A 16247-nucleotide genomic window follows, 5' to 3' on the forward strand; every position below is an offset into this window, starting at 1 on the left:
GAAAAACCACATGAGTGCTCAAGGAGGAGCATCCTCCTCTGACGCAGCTAAAAAAGATTCAGCAAAAGATGCTCAGAGCAGTACAGTAGCATCTAAGATCACAGCTACTAGCAAGCTCAATGGCAAGCCACGTCAGAGCCTTAAAAGACGCATGCTTAAGTGCTTTAAGCATATGCTCTGTGCACTATTTGTATTCATGTGCATTCTCTTTGGCGTGCTCTATTACTTCTTAGGCACTTTATCTGGTGCTCGCAATGCTTTAGCTCTTTCGCAACGCTTTATTCCTGATTTCATCATTATCGATACCACCATTGAGTCAGGCTCAGTTTTAAGCGGTCTAAAGCTTGGTCATACCTTAGTTGATATCCGTGATGTAGTAGCGATCTCCGCTGATGAACTGACCTTAGATTATGATCTGTCAGACATCACCTCTATGCTCGTCACAGTTAATAATTTAGAGGCACATAAGCTTACTGTAGCGCTGTCCGACAAGCTCTTTGAAGGCCCATCAAAAGAGAAGCAAGAGCCAAGCACTGAGCCATTTAGAATGTCATTCCCAGTGGATATTGATATTCACCGCTTTGACGTATCTGACTTTGCATTCCGCTCACAAATTGTGGATGTAGAGTTAAGCTCCTTAAACTCTGCTTTATGGGCACGTTCGGATAAAGTAGGTTCTAAGCATCTGTATGTAGATGGCACTACCGTTCATTTAAAGAACGAGGCCGATGTTGCTGAAGAGAACGCCGACAATGAGGCCGTTAACCGAGTAGATAGCTCACTTGCTGTTATGGTGGATGGTCAGATCATTCGTCTTAGCGATCTGGATGATGCCTCTAAGGCCTTAGTTGCTGCAGCTAAGCAAGGCAAGACCGTAGAAATGGTGATTGCCTCTGAGCACAACGAGCGCCAAGCTGAAGTTGCCGAAGATGAGCTCTTTAAAGACTTCAACCCAGCCACCGCCTCAGCTACTATCGACAGCCCAGAAGAGCTTTCCGCAGCTAAAACCACAGCCGATAAGCAAGCATCCAAGGATAAGAGCGCAGCCGGTGATAAGAGTGCGGCCAAGGGTGAGCGCAAGATTACTATTCGTCCAGATAGTCTTGTCTACAAAGATCCTGAAGAGTTTGCCAAGGCCATGGAAAGCGCTCTGTTTAACGAGCATAAAGTGCCAGTGCTCTTAAGCGAAAAGCCAAGCATTACCCGTCCACAAGATACTAAGCCTCACAAGGCAAAGAAAGATGGCGTGATTCGTAGCCATGAGCTTACCAATGTCGATGACTATGAAAAAGCTTTACTCAAGGGTATCAATGCTTACTCTAATGCCAATAATGGTGCTGCTCTAAACGTAGATAAGAATCACTCAAGCGCAAGCAATGCCTCTAGAAGCTCTATGGCAAGCAATGCTGCAAGCAGTTCTATGGCCCAAAACTCAAAGGCCGCAGCACCATCTAATGGTGTTGCTAGCAATGGCAAAGTCATGAGCGAGCATGAGCGTGTTATGTCCATTGAGGCAAGTAAGCAAAGCATCTCTGAACAAATTCATGCGCAATCTGAGGCTGCAGCTCTCAATGCAGCTGACTTTATTGATGCAGTAACTGGCGCTACTGCTAGCACAATTGCTCAGCAGATTCGCTTAGAAAAATCTCACAAGGGTGAAGAGGTTATTGCCAAGCACAATGCTAAGTTAAAGAAGCCACATGCTGCAGTTAAGGCATTTGGATCAGGGGATGGTTCTATTGAGTTCTTACCTTCTATCGTATTGCCTTTTGATATTACTGTAGAGAAGTTTAAGGCAACCAAGGTTCGCTACTATCAAGAGGGCTTTGACACTCTGAGCGCTGACATTGAGGCTGATGCTTCATGGGTGGGAACTGAGCTTAAGGTAAGCAAGCTTAATGTAGATCATGTCTTTGGCAAGGTGCAGGCTGTTGGCGATCTTAACTTTGATAAGTATTTTGATCTCAACTTTACTCTCTCAGGTGAGGGCTATAAAAACGACAAGACTCATGACTTCTTGCAAGGTCTGTTATACGGCTTAAGTGGCGAGGTCTCAGTTGAGGGTGACTTAACTGATCTGCGTCTTCACAGCCTATTAAACCTTGGTGGTAGCTCTGAGCTTAATGTTCACGCTAATGTCTTATCCGGCGCTCTTCCAGTTATCATTGATTTAAAGACTAAAGATATTACTTACCCAATCTTTGGTAAGCCAATTGTTAATGCTAAGAAGCTCGATTTACATACTGCAGGTAACTTAGCAGATGGTATTGATTTAGAGCTAAAGGCAGATATCTCAGGCTATGGTTTTGAGAATGTAGTTACTAACATCAAGTCTAGTATCGCTTATGAAAGAGCTCATATCTATACCTTTAAGATCAACGGCAAATACAAGAACGATGACATGATGGCCGATATCACCGGAGATTTGTTCTATGGTGAAGTCTATGGTGCTGATCTTAAAGCTAAGGGCAAGATTAGTGATTTATCATTTGTCTCTCCAATGCTTGCAGGCTCCTTTAGCCTCGATAGTGACTTAGTGGCTATCCTGAACAGAAAGGAAAATGCCCCAAGTGCGTTAGCTGTTGCAGGTGAGCCAGCTTATCTTGCTAACCGTATTCCTAAGACCTCAGTAAAGCTTGAAGACTTCGATGCAGACTCTTTAGAGGCTCGTTTACTTGCTGAGGTAAAGAAAAGCGGTGTAACTGGCAAGGCTAAGGTTCTCAAGGTAGCCAATGCAGTAGAGAAAAACACTGCTAAGGATGGTTCTCAAGATCCAGCCGATGATAAAGCTAGAAGTGTACAAAGAGCAAAGAGCTCTGCACTGATGGCCTTTGGTGCGATTGACGCAAGTGAGATTGCTGATGCTGAAGAGGCATTGCTCTCAGGCAACACTGAGGCTGCGCAAGCTTTAGTTGCAACTCCTGCAGCTGTTGAGGCTGTCTCAAAAGGTCAGTCATTAGCGGCAGTACGTCCTCTTGCAAGAACAACAGCTTGGGCTGATGGTGTAGCCGATAATCCAACTGATCTACTGATCTCTCAGCAAGAATACGTTGATGCAGTGCGCTTTATCGATGAGCCAAATAAAATTGGCTCTTATACTGACTCCACAGGCATTGCCTCTGGAGTGCAAGCAAAACCAGCCACTATGCTTGAGCAAATCTTTAGTAAAGATTTGCCAGAGGTCATGGCCAATGTTCGCTTTATCCGTGGTGAGGTGCATTTAAATGGTCACAAGGCATCGTTTGATATTGAGGATGTCGTAGGCGATATTCACAACGGCTTTAGAGTTGATAGCCTCAGAGTTACCCAAAGCGAGAACACGGTAATCGCCTCAGGAAAGGTAGCGCCAAATGGTGCTGACTTAAGCGCGGTGATTGATATTAAGAACCTTGAGTACATCTATCCAAAACTACTTGGCGGTGTCTCACTGTTTATCAATAGCACTGGCTCATTGCAGGATCTCAACTTTGAAATCTCAGGATCTGCTCCACGTATTAAGTATGGTGATACTGTACTGCGCAAGGTGATCTTAAATGCTGGCTTTAACACTCAAACTCGTGCATTAAACCTCACTGCACTTGCAGATCGTGTACGTCTAACCAAGGCGCTAGCTGCTAACCGTAATTGCTTTATCGATCTGTCTGGTACTCCACTGCGTCACAATCTCTCAGCAAGTTGCGGCGGTGCATCATCTGCATACGTTACTGTTGATGGTAGCTTGAACTTCCTTGATAAGCTCTATACAGCAAACTTGTTAGAACTGTATCTGTCTACCGATAAAGCAGGTAGCATTTCCTTAGAAACTCCAGTCTTTGCTGATATTGATTTTGGTAAGGTTAAAGGTAGCGTAACTCCAATTGAACTCACGGGTGAAATTGGCAAGATCCACGTAGCTAAGACTGAGTTTGAAAAAGACAATCTCAAGACTTCAGTGCAAATCAACGACTTTGATGTATCAAGCTTAAGTGTCTTTATGCCTGAAGGCATGAGCATGCGTGTACCACTACAGGCATCAGCCGATGTGGAGCTTATAAATGGCAAGCCAAATATTGATTTAAGAGTAGACAGTGCTGATGGCTATGTCTTCCATGAGGTGGGAGCTGGCGTCGTTTACGACTCATTCAACCTTACCTCACATATCGGTCAGAACATCATGCACAACACCGTCAATATGAAGTTACGTGGTGGCCGGGGAGAGATTGACTCAGTATTAGATATCAAAAATCCTGCCACCGATGCTAAGCTTGCTGGTTACTTTAAGATTATCGATTTTGATTTAGAGACCTTATCCAATGTTGGTAGAAGCTTTACTGAGCTTAAGGGTATGGTTAACTTAGATAGCAAGATCGGTGGTAACCTTTCAAGCCCATTACTCGTTGGCAATATGACTGCCAAGGGTAGCGCTGTACCTCGCTACGATGTTGGTCAGGTCAATGACTTTGACTTTAAGGTTGGCTTAAATGGTCAAAGAGGTGATTTAGATGGCACTATCGTGCTTAATGGTGGTAGCTTAAAGCTTGATGGTGATTTAGACTGGTCTACAGGTGCAGACGGCTCGTTAGTCGCTCAAGCCAAGAAGCTGCCACTGTTCTTAGTTGGCTATGGTACAGCTGTAGCTGATATCAACACCAAGGTAACCTTAGGCGAAGTTCTTGATATCTCTGGTGATGTAGAGATTAATACTGCTCGTATTACTGTGCATGATGTTGCCGCTAGTGGTAAGTCGGTATCCTCAGATGAAATCTTAGTTCCGGATGATGGTTCGCTATCTCTGATGCAAAAGGCTCGTGAGCCACAGTTTAAGAGCACTATCGACTTAGGCGTGAAGTTTGGTGATGACGTGCGCTTTGCGGCTATGGGCATGGTTAAAGGTAATCTTGCTGGCGGCATTGATATCTACAAGAAGTTAGAACATAAAGACATTAGATCAGCAGGTGAGATTCGCGTTGTCGACGGTACTGCTGACGTCTATGGTCGTAAGTTTAACTTTGCCACTGCACGTGTGATCTTCAATGGCGAAATTGCTAACCCAACTTTAAATGTTGAAGTGGTCGCCGATCCTGAGTCAATTGAAGGCGATGTTGTAGTGGGTGCTCGTGTAACTGGTACCGCTCAGGCTCCTGATATCAAGCTCTTCTCTAAGCCAAGTATGAGTGAAAACGAGGTGCTCTCTTACATTCTCTACGGCCACGGCCTCGATAAGAATGTAGCTAACCAAGATAGCAACAACTCCAATATGATCTTAGGTTTAGGCGTCTCAGGACTCTCTGGCCTTGCTCAAGGTGTTGCAGGTGCCTTTGGTGTAGATAATGTGCAGCTTGGTACACAAGGTCGTGGTGACAATACTCAAGTTGAAGTTCAAGGCTACGTGACACGCAAGCTGCGTCTGTCCTATGGCTACGGCGTGTTTAACTCCGTTGGCGAATTCAAGATTCGCTACGAGCTCATCCGTAACCTCTACGCCGAATTTGTCTCATCCATCGACCAGGCTGTCGACATCATCTACTCTTTCGAGTTCGACTAGCCAACAATAGAGCTTTATCCATGAACGTGCATAGCATGCAGATGGGGTAGGCCTGCACCAATAGCCTTATGTTCTATGCGCTTAGTCTGCACAAGCAAACATATGATCACTGATGATCTATGTAAGTAGGCTTGCCCAGCAAAAACATGATCTATGCGACTAGGCTGACACAAACAGACTTATGTTCTATGCTCATTAGTTGACATCATGTATCATAATGATTAGACATAACCACAATGCTCTGTTGTAAGCTATCTAAACTTTTGCAACAGAGTGATATAGCATGACATAAGGTTTTTGAGGTAATTATGCAGGACAAGGCAGACTTAGTAGTGGATAGTTGTGAGTCTATTGCAGATAAACTTTTTAATGCAATTAACCATGCTAAGGATCCAAATAAGACAGCACTCATCGTCAAAAAAGAGCGCTGTAGCTATGCAAACCTGCGTGATCGCTCTTTTTCTTTAGCGGCACTGCTCCTTGCTAACAAGGTCAGCCGTGTAGCTTTGTGTACTGGCCGTACATTTGATATGTACACCACCATTGCAGCAAGCATTATGAGCGGAGTAACTTATGTTCCGCTTACTTTGATTAATCCATGTGAAAAATCGGCCTTTATTTGTGCCCATTCACAAAGCTCGCACATCTTTATTGCTCCAGAGGCGGTTTCATATGCAGCTAAGATGCTGCTCAATATGCCTCAAGAGACCCTCAAGTCTATCCAAATCATCTGCAGCAAGAACGTATCCTGTGAGCTAAAGAATGACGTGCAAGAAGCCATTGCCAATACTCAAAGCGTTGCAGATGCAAACACTCAGGGACATGTCGATGCCAATAGCCAAGGCCAAGCAGATGCAGTTACTCAAGGCGCTGCAGAGATAAGCGCACAAACCATTGAGCTTATCAACGCTATCATCGCTAAGTCCATCATTTATGATGACACTGCAGAGTCAATGGCTGCACAAGCGCAGCTATTTGACTTTGAGTTAGCACGTAGCAAGATGTCCTCTTCAGATATCATGCACATTCTCTATACCTCAGGCACTACAGGAGCGCCTAAGGGAGTTATGGTTACCCGTGCTAACTGGTCTAAGTATTTTGATACCATTACCAAGATCTATCGCTATCAAGAGTCTGATATCTTCTCTAACTTTGCTGAGATAACTTTTGATATCTCGTTGCAAGATCCAGTTTGTGCATGGATTTGTGGAGCAACTGTTGTATGCGCTACTAAGCGTGATGTGATGAATGCTGTTAAGTTTATTGAAAAGAACAGTATCACCATCGTGCACATCACTCCTGCCATGGTCTCATATATCAAGAAATCTGGTATGTTCAAAGTAGGCGCTTTGCCTAGCGTTCGTCTGAGCATATTTATTGGCGAGGCTTTGTGGTATAAGCAGGCGTATGATTACTCTTTACTGTGTCCAAACACAGTTATCTACAATACTTATGGCCCAACTGAAGCAACCGTAGCGGTATCGATCTTTGAGGTTGAAAAATCTGTCTTATCTAATATGCAACAAGATGAGGCTGGTGCAGAGGACTCCAAAGTAGATTCGGCAAAAACACCGCTGCTGCACGACATTGTGCCTCTTGGCTATGCCTTTGATGGCGTAGAGTTTTACGTGTGTGATGAAGATGGAGTAGAAAAAGGCGAAGGTGAAGTCGGTGAGTTACTCATCGGCGGCCCACAAGTAACCGCTGGCTATTGGCAAATGCCTGAGAAAAATGCCAGCGCCTTCATTGAGCGCAATGGCTCAAAGTACTATCGCACCGGCGATTTAGTATGCTTTAGATTAGATGAGAACTCAAAGAGAGTTTTTTACTACATCGGTCGTGATGGCGACATGCTCAAACTGCATGGTTTTAGAGTATCTTTGTACGAAGTAGATGAGCAGTTCGGCGCATTAACTAACTATGTAGTTCGAGCTATTGCTTATGAAGTACCTGATGAGGGCGGTCGCTCAAATGAACTAGTGCTTGCCGTAGAAGGTGCCGACGAAAAGGAGTGTGAGCTCCTGTATCAAAAAGGACGTGCACATGTTGCTGTGTATATGCAGCCAGCTTATGTCTTAGCGCTACAAGATTTCCCACTGAATGTTAATGGCAAAGTTGATCGTAAGGCCATCAAACAGATGTTAATGAGTAAATACTGTGAGTTAAGTGGCTATACCGATGTAAGCTAAATGCTAAACAGCAAACTTGCTGCTAGACTAGGCCATTCTTATTCAGAACAACTACTCATAGTCACTGCAGCTGTCTGTTAGCATGCATATGACTATGATTGCAAAGTATAACCAGACAGATCGTATAGCCATATTTGGCTCAGTCATTTCGAGAAAATCATGGACAAAGTAGAATTTTACAAACTGATTGGCAAGCACCTGAATAGCGAAATCTCTGATGATACTGATATCTCAGAGCTGCCAGAATACTCCTCTATCACAATCTTTAGCCTGATCGAGGAGCTAGCTACTCATGGTGTAAAGGTTGAGGTTGGCGATATTTTAGATGCTGATACCGTCTTAGAACTGTATGAGAACATTTTTTAATTAACTCATACAAATGCCCATTGCTCATGGGCAATACAGACCACATCTTAAGCATACATACAGTTTGCTAATACTCATGGCAGCATGCCACTGAGAATGTCCAGATGCTGTAAAAACAACCTCTGTACACTGTTAAGAAGAGTCAACTAAGGGTCACAAAGCATTACGTTTGGAGCTAACTATGCCTCTAAGTTCAGCAGACACTCAAAATATGAATAAGAAAGCATCGCGCTTTACTTTTGATGAGCTCGTGCATGCTATTCAAGCTACTGGACTTAAGCAGTCAGATACGGTGATTGCGTTTTGTTCCCTGTTTAAGTTGGGGCGACCAATTCTAGACGGTAGAGAGCTCGAACGTTTCTATTTGGATGCAATTTTTGAAGTGATTGCAGACGATGGTCTGTTGGTTCTGCCAGCTTTTTCATACTCGTTTTGCAAGCATGAGCAATACGATCCTAAGACAACACTGTCAGATGTAAATGTGCTTAGCAATTACTGCATCAAGCACGGCATTGGTGTACGTAGTTTAGACCCAAACTTTTCTTACATCTTTTTAACTAAGTCTGATCTGTACAAAGAGACCAAGAGCTCTGTTGCACTCGAGATTAGAGATTTAAAGTTCTCTAATGTTAGTTTTGATTGCGATGAAGAACCATCAATTCCACGCTTCTTATTAAGTCGCAATAGCCGCTTTTTAAATTTAAGTGCTGTTCCGTACTGCACCTTGTTGCATAACGTTGAGCAAAAGCTCGATGTGAATACTCGTTACTACAAGCTGTTTACTGGCTCGATTAAGCGAGATAACGAAGTACTAGATGATGTCAAAATCTATTATTTCTGCCGCAAGTATTATCCAAATACAGAAGTTGATATGGGTAAGCTTGATCATTTTTTCAGACAGCTTGAGAGCGACACTAAGCATAATGCCCAAATAGTTCGTGTACCAATTGGCAAGGCCGATATCTTAGGCGGATCTATTGAGGGTATCTTAAGTGGTTTTATTGAGGCATTTACCGAGAACCCATATGTGGTATCTAAAGGCCCTCATCTAACAGCAGAGCAGATAGACTCAGTAGATGATCCATTTAAGGTAGCGGTCAGTGATATAGATCGTCAGCTATTCAACGTAGTAGATCTAGAATCTTAAGCCATGTAATACATGTTAAGAGCAATTACGATCTTACAAGGCGTGAAGCCTAGTAAAAATGCCTATTTAAGCAGGCTCAAGGCCGCTAGTTTTTAGCGGTGAAACACATGCTTTAGCGTATGTACAACACTTGATGAAACATCTCATTCTTTACGTGTAAAAGCTGTTCAGGAAGCAGCTACGAGCCACAGAATTTGTACTTAATTCGCAAAAATTGGGCAGAGCAGTGGCTATCTGATAGCTACATGCATTTTTAGGATACAATAATGGTATTCGTACCTTTTCATACGGTATGTCTATCTGCACTTGTGATGATGATGATTCACAATCTTAATAGCTTTAGCTAGATTTGTTTTCTTTACTAGTTAAGATTAGTACTTTAGCTTTCTTAATCTCATTGCTTCTATTGTGCACGATAATAACTAAAAATGGTGCCATAGATATAATATGGCACGAACATCGCTATAGAGTTTTGTGAAGCGTTAAATGAAGCTGCAGCTATAACAACTTAGTTATCGAACTGCATAAGATAGTACTCAAGGAGAGTGTCATGTTCTGCACTAATGATGAATCTGATAAGCACAGCCTTGCCAATTCGTTAAAGTGTCACAAGCGAATCTTTAAGTCTAGCCTATTGTCTAAGGCGGTAATGACTACTCTGAGTGCATCATTAATTGCTTCAAGTGTAGCAATGATAAGCAGCGCTTATGCTATGCCTGTTGAATATCAGATGTGGTATGAAGACGAACACGCATCTGAAGAGAAGCTACACAACGTAACCTTAAAGAACAGCACCATTTTTGTTCCAGCTCCGGATCCAAAAGTTAACTATGGTGCCAATACAGTTTATGCCAAGCACGGCAACTTAAGTGCTAATTACAGCAGCTATACTGCAACAGCAGCACAGGCAGAAGAGGAAAATCCTTTAGCCTCTCCTTACTACGATCCAATCACTGGAACTGTCAAAAAGCCAGCTCATGTCTTAGCAGAGGAGCGCAGGCAGCGTGCACTCGAGGCAAGTCAGTCCGCTTTAAATGATCAGCAAGAACGTTTAGAGCGTTATGACAATGAGCAGCGTGAGACACGTAATAGCGATCCAAACTACAAGCCTTTTGGCGACTTTTCTAAGCATGATCGTATATTCAAGCGTCTACCTCAAACAGCTAATTTATTCTTCCTTGAAAATGAAGATGATGCCACCGAGCTCATTCGCGATATTCAGCGTGTTGAAAAAGATTTAAATGCAGAGCTAAGCTTTGTTTTAATGGACGAGAATGGCATTATTGCGCTTAAAGACAACCGTGATTACCCACTCTTTGGTCTGAGCAAATTCCACTTAGCTTATGCAGTCGGATCTTTAATGTCAGCACGATCTGATGGTCCAGACTATCGTGTTTCTTTTGACGTATCGCAGCTTAATCGCTCTGTATTTTCTCCTTTAGTTGAGATCCTTTTTGCTACCGTAGGTCGAGATATTTTGGACCCAACTGGCGAGCTTATTGGTGGTGCAGCTCACAGACAAAGTAAAGCTCAAAAGCGAAGCCAGCTGTCAGGTGCGGTTAAAGCATTCCAATCAGGTGATGTCAGTGCCGCTCGAGAACAGGCCAAACTCCATAGCCAGCCACAAGGTACATACGAACAGTACAATCAAGAGGTTGAGGCACTCAAGAATGCCGACTCTCGTCGTCTGTCTATGAGCATCAAGGAACTGATGCAGTACTCTTTAGGCCAGTCAGACTCTAATGCTAGCGGCATTCTTCTTTCTTACATCGGCAGTTTACCTACCTTAGATGTGTTCTGTAAGACTAAGGGTGTAGAGCGTATGCACTACAGATATAACGATGTGGATACTTTCTTAAATCCAAATCTGGTCTACGAGAACGCAGCTCCACTCTATGAGTCAGCAAAACTCATGGCTAATTATTTCCAGGATGACTACATTAACTCTGATGTGCGTACCTTCATCAACGATATCATGTACTTCAATCCAAGTAGTCAGAAAACCATCCAAAAGGGTGTGCGTAATGCTCTGATTCAGGAGACTGATTCATCTAACTTACGAATCTACTCACTCGAGGGTGTTGGTGGCTTTATGGAGATGCCAGGTCACATTTCAGTGGTAAATGACATGGCCTACATTGAGTGGAGAGGACATCGTATGGTTATGGCTGTTTCCGTACGTAATGTAAAGGGCACTCCATCACGTGCACAGCGTATTGGTGAGATGACTATTTCAGCAACTGCCAAGGCTCTCATGGAATACCAAATCATGCGTACAGGCTCTGGTAACCGTCCAATGCTCCACTTCAATAAGAAGTAAGCCGCAATACAAATTACAAGACCAAATATAACAAAAGGGACACCATCGGTGTCCCTTTGCATATGCATCAAATAACGAACAAAGGCCATGCACATATTCTCTGCATACCTTCCAGTGCACAAGATGAACAAGATGCATGCACATTCATACCTGATGCAGCAGCCCAATCGGCCTACACATTCATAGCTTTCTAATCCAGGAGCTATCATAGCTTTCTAAGCAGTGAGCGATCATAGCTTTATACACGAGCGCCATAAACAAATAAGGCCGCAATAATTGCGGCCTTAGGATATGAAAAACTGAAAACTATGTACTAACTTGATTAACGGCCTAACAGGCTCAGTGCCACAGTAGGACGCTGGTTAGCCTGGCTTAAAATAGTCTGAGAGGCCTGCTGGATGATCTGGTTCTGAGTTAATGCAGCAGTTTCAGATGCAAAGTCAGTATCGCGAATACGTGAGCGGGCGTCAGACTCATTCTCAGCAATAGAGCTCTGATTGCGGATAGTGCTTTCCATACGATTTTGCACTGCGCCTAGGGCCGCACGTCTTGAGTCAATAGCTTCAATAAAACTATCAATACCAGCAAGAGTGGCCTGTGCACAGCTAGGAGTTGCTACAACCCATCTTAAAGCTGACCATTTGTTTTGTGCTGACATATACAGTCCCATCTTGCCATTTTCACCAGCCTTTGACATTTTGGTACTTTGTTCTACAGCATTTGGTTGAATTCCTAGCATAGACATGATGCCTTTCATGTGGAATCCACTAGACATTGCTAGTTTAATCATGTCTTGAGAGTTTGCGCCTACTTGGAAGTAATACTCTCCATCTGCATTTTTAAGGGTATCAAGAGCTTTAGCGTTATTTCCTGGTGCTCCGTTAGGTGCGTTAGTAGCACCTATACTCATAAGAACATGAGCACCGGCGAATGTTGTCTTATAGCCAATACGAGTGATCTCTTGGCATAAAGAATCTACTTCTTCTTGCAGGGCCTTACGATCCTTTTGGGTATTAGTACCGTTAGCTGCCTGTACGGCTAAGGTACGAATACGTTGCAGCATGTTGGTAGTTTCGTCGAGTGCACCTTCAATGGTCTGAGCTAATGCGATACCGTCGTTCGCGTTACGATTTCCCTGATTTAAGCCATTTATCTGGGATGTTAAGCGATCAGAGATCTGCAGACCAGCAGCGTCGTCCTTAGAGCTATTGATACGAAGACCACTAGAGAGTCTCTGATAAGAGGTATTGAGGGCTAAAGTGGAGTTAGCCAGCTTACGTTGAGCATTAATGGAGCTCACGTTGGTATTGACGTATAGAGCCATGATCTATCTCTCCGATTGTATTAGTCGGTAGAGAGATGCCCCTTGGCTCAGTCTCCACCTTGCATGTTGCAATCAATGTATTCGTAAAGGACATACATGCCACTTACGAATAAACTGTCTGCTAGAGATGTTTTTCTAAAAAGGCCGCAATGGAGAGTTAGCGGCCTTGGCGATATAGAGAATCGATAACTGCTAGGTGGCTATCTGCCGCCTAACAGGTTCAGCGCAACAGTTGGGCGCTGGTTAGCTTGTGTCAGAATGGTCTGAGAGGCCTGTTGAATAATCTGGTTCTGAGTTAAAGCTGCAGTTTCAGACGCAAAGTCAGTATCGCGAATACGGCTGCGAGCATCTGATTCGTTCTCAGAAATTGAGCTCTGATTGCGGATAGTTGATTCCATTCTGTTCTGTATTGCGCCTAGGGCCGCACGCTTAGAATCAACGTATTCAATGAACTTATCGATAGTATTCAGGGTGTTCTGAGCAGCCTGAGGAGTCTTTACCAACCAACGGACCTCATTAGTACCATTTGCCTTTGAAAGACCTGCTTTTGACCAGTCGGTACCAACAGTTCCTTGATTAGCACTAATGGCAGGCAAAGTGCCTACACTGAGGGTGTCTGCAATGGCCTTCATAGTAAAGGCACCGCATTCTAGAGATATTTCGTCGTTGGCGTTGGCTCCGACCTGGAAGAAGTACTCATACTTGTTGGTGTTACCAATCTTACGCATTAATGAGTTGTTGCCGCCGCCGTCGAGAACTTGTGCGCCAGCAAAGGTGGTCTTCTTGGCGATACGGGTAACTTCTTCAGAAAGGGCATTTACCTCTTCTTGAAGAGCTTGGCGATCTTTTTGAGTATTGGTACCGTTAGCGGCCTGAACAGCTAAGGTACGAATACGCTGGAGCATGTTGGTGGTTTCGTCTAAGGCACCTTCAATGGTTTGGGCCAAGGCGATACCGTCGTTAGCGTTACGATTTCCCTGATTTAAGCCATTTATCTGGGCAGTTAAGCGATCTGAGATCTGTAGACCCGCAGCGTCATCTTTGGAGCTGTTGATACGAAGACCTGATGAGAGTCTTTGGTATGAAGTATTCAGGGCTAAGGTCGAGTTAGCCAGCTTACGTTGAGCATTAATGGAGCTCACGTTGGTATTGACGTACAGAGCCATAGTCGTTATCTCTCATAACTTGCCATGAGCTATCTGTGGACATCATGGCCATTTGGAATCGTAATCTATAAAGTGCATAAGGTGTGCCTATCTACTAAATTGCTTTTGCAATTTTTTTGTTATAAGCCTATTTAAGCCAAGGAATTGCTAGGTTTATGGAACTGATTAGGTGATTTAAGCGCCGCTAATTTTGTGCAATTAATCATTACACTCGAACTTGACTGTTTAGATTGTCTATCGTTAATAGTTAGTTTGACAATTTGACTAGCTTTTGCCGCTATGTTTTATGTTTGTCTAAGGGAGGATGGGGTGGCAGGCTGTTTTAATGGGTTTGCAAAGAAAAAGGCCATCAGGGCATGCCGAAGTTGGCTGTGCAGCTGGTGGCCTAATGGGGTGCTAGAAGTTATTGCTAGCAGCTATTGATGTGGAGTAGTGGCTGATTAGTGGACGCCGTACATGCGGTCAGCCATGAAGTTAAAGAGAGCCTTGCGATACTTTGCAGACTCATCTGCCTCTGGAACGATGTAGTCAAAGCAGTGGTAGACGCCGTTCTCAACGTGCAGCTCAACCTCGTTACCAGCATTAACTAACTGGTTGGCAAAGTTTAAGGACTCACTAACAAAGAGATCGATGTCGCCTACATAAATGAAGCTAGCAGGCATGTTGCTTAAGTCCTGAGCAAAGGTTGGTGAGAAGTAGCCTAAGTAGTCACTCTTCTGGATGAGCTTCTTGCGAGCATCTGGGGCCATATGAGCTACTTCTTTGGCATCACCATATTGACTCCAAGCAAATACATTGCTCTCAGGAGTCCATAAGACCTCGCCAGTCTTCTCGGCCTTAACAACTTCGTTGGTGCCAGTGCGGTAATCAAGCATTGGATAAGTCAGAACCTGGCCAGCAATTGGGAAGTCGTAATGATCGCGATTAAATAAAGACATACCAGCAGCTAAGCCACCGCCAGCGCTTTCACCCATTAACACAATAGCATCAGTATTAATGCGGTACTTATCTGCGTTCTGATAGAAGTAAGTAAGCGCACTGTAGCTATCATGAAGCTGTGCAGGGAATGGCTTTTCAGTAGATAGACGGTACTTTGGTACGATTACGTTAGCTTGCAGAGTGTTTGCGATTGTCTGATAGTAGTTAGACATGTAATAGGCATTGCGTAAGAGGAAACCGCCGCCGTGAAGAAATACTACTAAAGGACGATCCATGCGGCGATCTTGCTTAACGGCAACATCTGCATATACAGGGCACTTGTCAGATGGCTCAGTGCAAGCTTGTGGCTTGTATAAGGAAACTTCAACTTCACCTTGCTCAAACTCATTTGGAACCTTGATGATTTCAGGCTTGATGGTGCCAAACTCTTCCTTGAAGTTCTTGGTAAAGTTCTTCACGTCTTCAAGACTGGTCAGGCTTAACATATTTGCAGAGGCTCCATCACGATAAGCAGGAGCAATGCGCTCCATGTATTTGATCTCTGATGCTGTTGCGCTAGTGGTGAACAGCACAGCGCCTAAAGCAGCGCTTAAAGCACTGATGGCAACCATCTTAGACAGTTTCTTGCTACCAAAAATCATTCTGTTTTCCTTATTTGTTTAACTCACAAGCACAGTTGACCATGCTTAATCACAGCTAAGATTTTAGCTAATGCTGCATTGGGTAAAGTTAGCCTTCGCTGGGTAAGACTATCTTCACTGCTTAGTCCTCAAATAGACTATACCTTAGAATACTTAGTATAGTCTTATGAAAGCAATAATCATTGTGTACAAACAAAAATATGAGCAACTAAAGACGTGTTTATATGCTGTGATCTTTTGCAGCAGTATGCTCATTCATATGATCGCAATGATCTTAACGTAAGAGCATTTCATGTAAGTAGCATGAGGTTGAGCCTTTGATTACTTTGTAGAGGCATGGGCTGCACTGGTCGCTAAAGAAGTAAGTGAATTGTTTTTTTGGGGCGACAGCCTATTTGTCACTAGTTTTAAATTGTTTATACATCTAATGAAAGGCCGTGTGGTTAAATGATGGTTACTTTGTAAATTGTGTTGAGTATCTTTTGGGTGCTTAAATTGGCTTAACCGTGAGTATTATGTTCTCAAAAAGGTAGACAGCACGGCGCTTATACGCCTTTTTACTGATGACTTTAACTTGTAGGTTAGCTATAATCGATCAAATTTCTCATAATTTGTGATGGGCGGTTAGCTA

Annotated in this window: 8 protein-coding genes; 5 read left to right on the plus strand and 3 right to left on the minus strand. The window is 43.6% G+C overall.

Annotation, left to right across the window (positions count from 1 at the left end; all coding sequences use genetic code 11):
- Positions 1-10: 10 nt before the first annotated feature.
- The 5 genes from RDO37_RS09235 to RDO37_RS09255 all read left to right on the plus strand — a co-directional run bounded on the left by RDO37_RS09235 (position 11) and on the right by RDO37_RS09255 (position 11546).
- Positions 11-5524 (plus strand): translocation/assembly module TamB domain-containing protein, encoded by a 5514-nt coding sequence (locus tag RDO37_RS09235; RefSeq protein ID WP_308498872.1) that lies wholly within the window; start codon positions 11-13, stop codon positions 5522-5524.
- 308 nt (positions 5525-5832) lie between these two features.
- Positions 5833-7713: an AMP-binding protein gene (locus tag RDO37_RS09240; protein WP_308498873.1), complete on the plus strand. Its 1881-nt coding sequence runs from the start codon at positions 5833-5835 to the stop codon at positions 7711-7713.
- Between the two features lie 159 nt (positions 7714-7872).
- Positions 7873-8079, plus strand: a complete 207-nt coding sequence (locus RDO37_RS09245; RefSeq protein WP_308498874.1) for a hypothetical protein — start codon at positions 7873-7875, stop codon at positions 8077-8079.
- A gap of 181 nt (positions 8080-8260) precedes the next feature.
- Complete coding sequence (locus RDO37_RS09250; RefSeq protein ID WP_308498875.1) at positions 8261-9226, plus strand: hypothetical protein; 966 nt, start codon at positions 8261-8263, stop codon at positions 9224-9226.
- 550 nt (positions 9227-9776) lie between these two features.
- A complete protein-coding gene (locus RDO37_RS09255) occupies positions 9777-11546 on the plus strand; it encodes a serine hydrolase (protein WP_308498876.1) in 1770 nt (589 codons plus the stop codon).
- A 322-nt stretch (positions 11547-11868) separates the two neighbouring features.
- On the opposite strand, the gene RDO37_RS09260 is transcribed toward RDO37_RS09255, so the two are convergent.
- The 3 genes from RDO37_RS09260 to RDO37_RS09270 all read right to left on the minus strand — a co-directional run bounded on the left by RDO37_RS09260 (position 11869) and on the right by RDO37_RS09270 (position 15616).
- Complete coding sequence (locus tag RDO37_RS09260; protein WP_308498877.1) at positions 11869-12870, minus strand: flagellin; 1002 nt, start codon at positions 12868-12870, stop codon at positions 11869-11871.
- Between the two features lie 200 nt (positions 12871-13070).
- Positions 13071-14036, minus strand: coding sequence for a flagellin (locus RDO37_RS09265; protein WP_308498878.1), 966 nt, complete (start codon positions 14034-14036; stop codon positions 13071-13073).
- 440 nt (positions 14037-14476) lie between these two features.
- Positions 14477-15616 (minus strand): alpha/beta hydrolase, encoded by a 1140-nt coding sequence (locus RDO37_RS09270; protein ID WP_308498879.1) that lies wholly within the window; start codon positions 15614-15616, stop codon positions 14477-14479.
- Positions 15617-16247: the final 631 nt, after the last annotated feature.

It is taken from the genome of uncultured Anaerobiospirillum sp., assembly GCF_902485895.1.
Lineage (GTDB): Bacteria > Pseudomonadota > Gammaproteobacteria > Enterobacterales > Succinivibrionaceae > Anaerobiospirillum > Anaerobiospirillum succiniciproducens.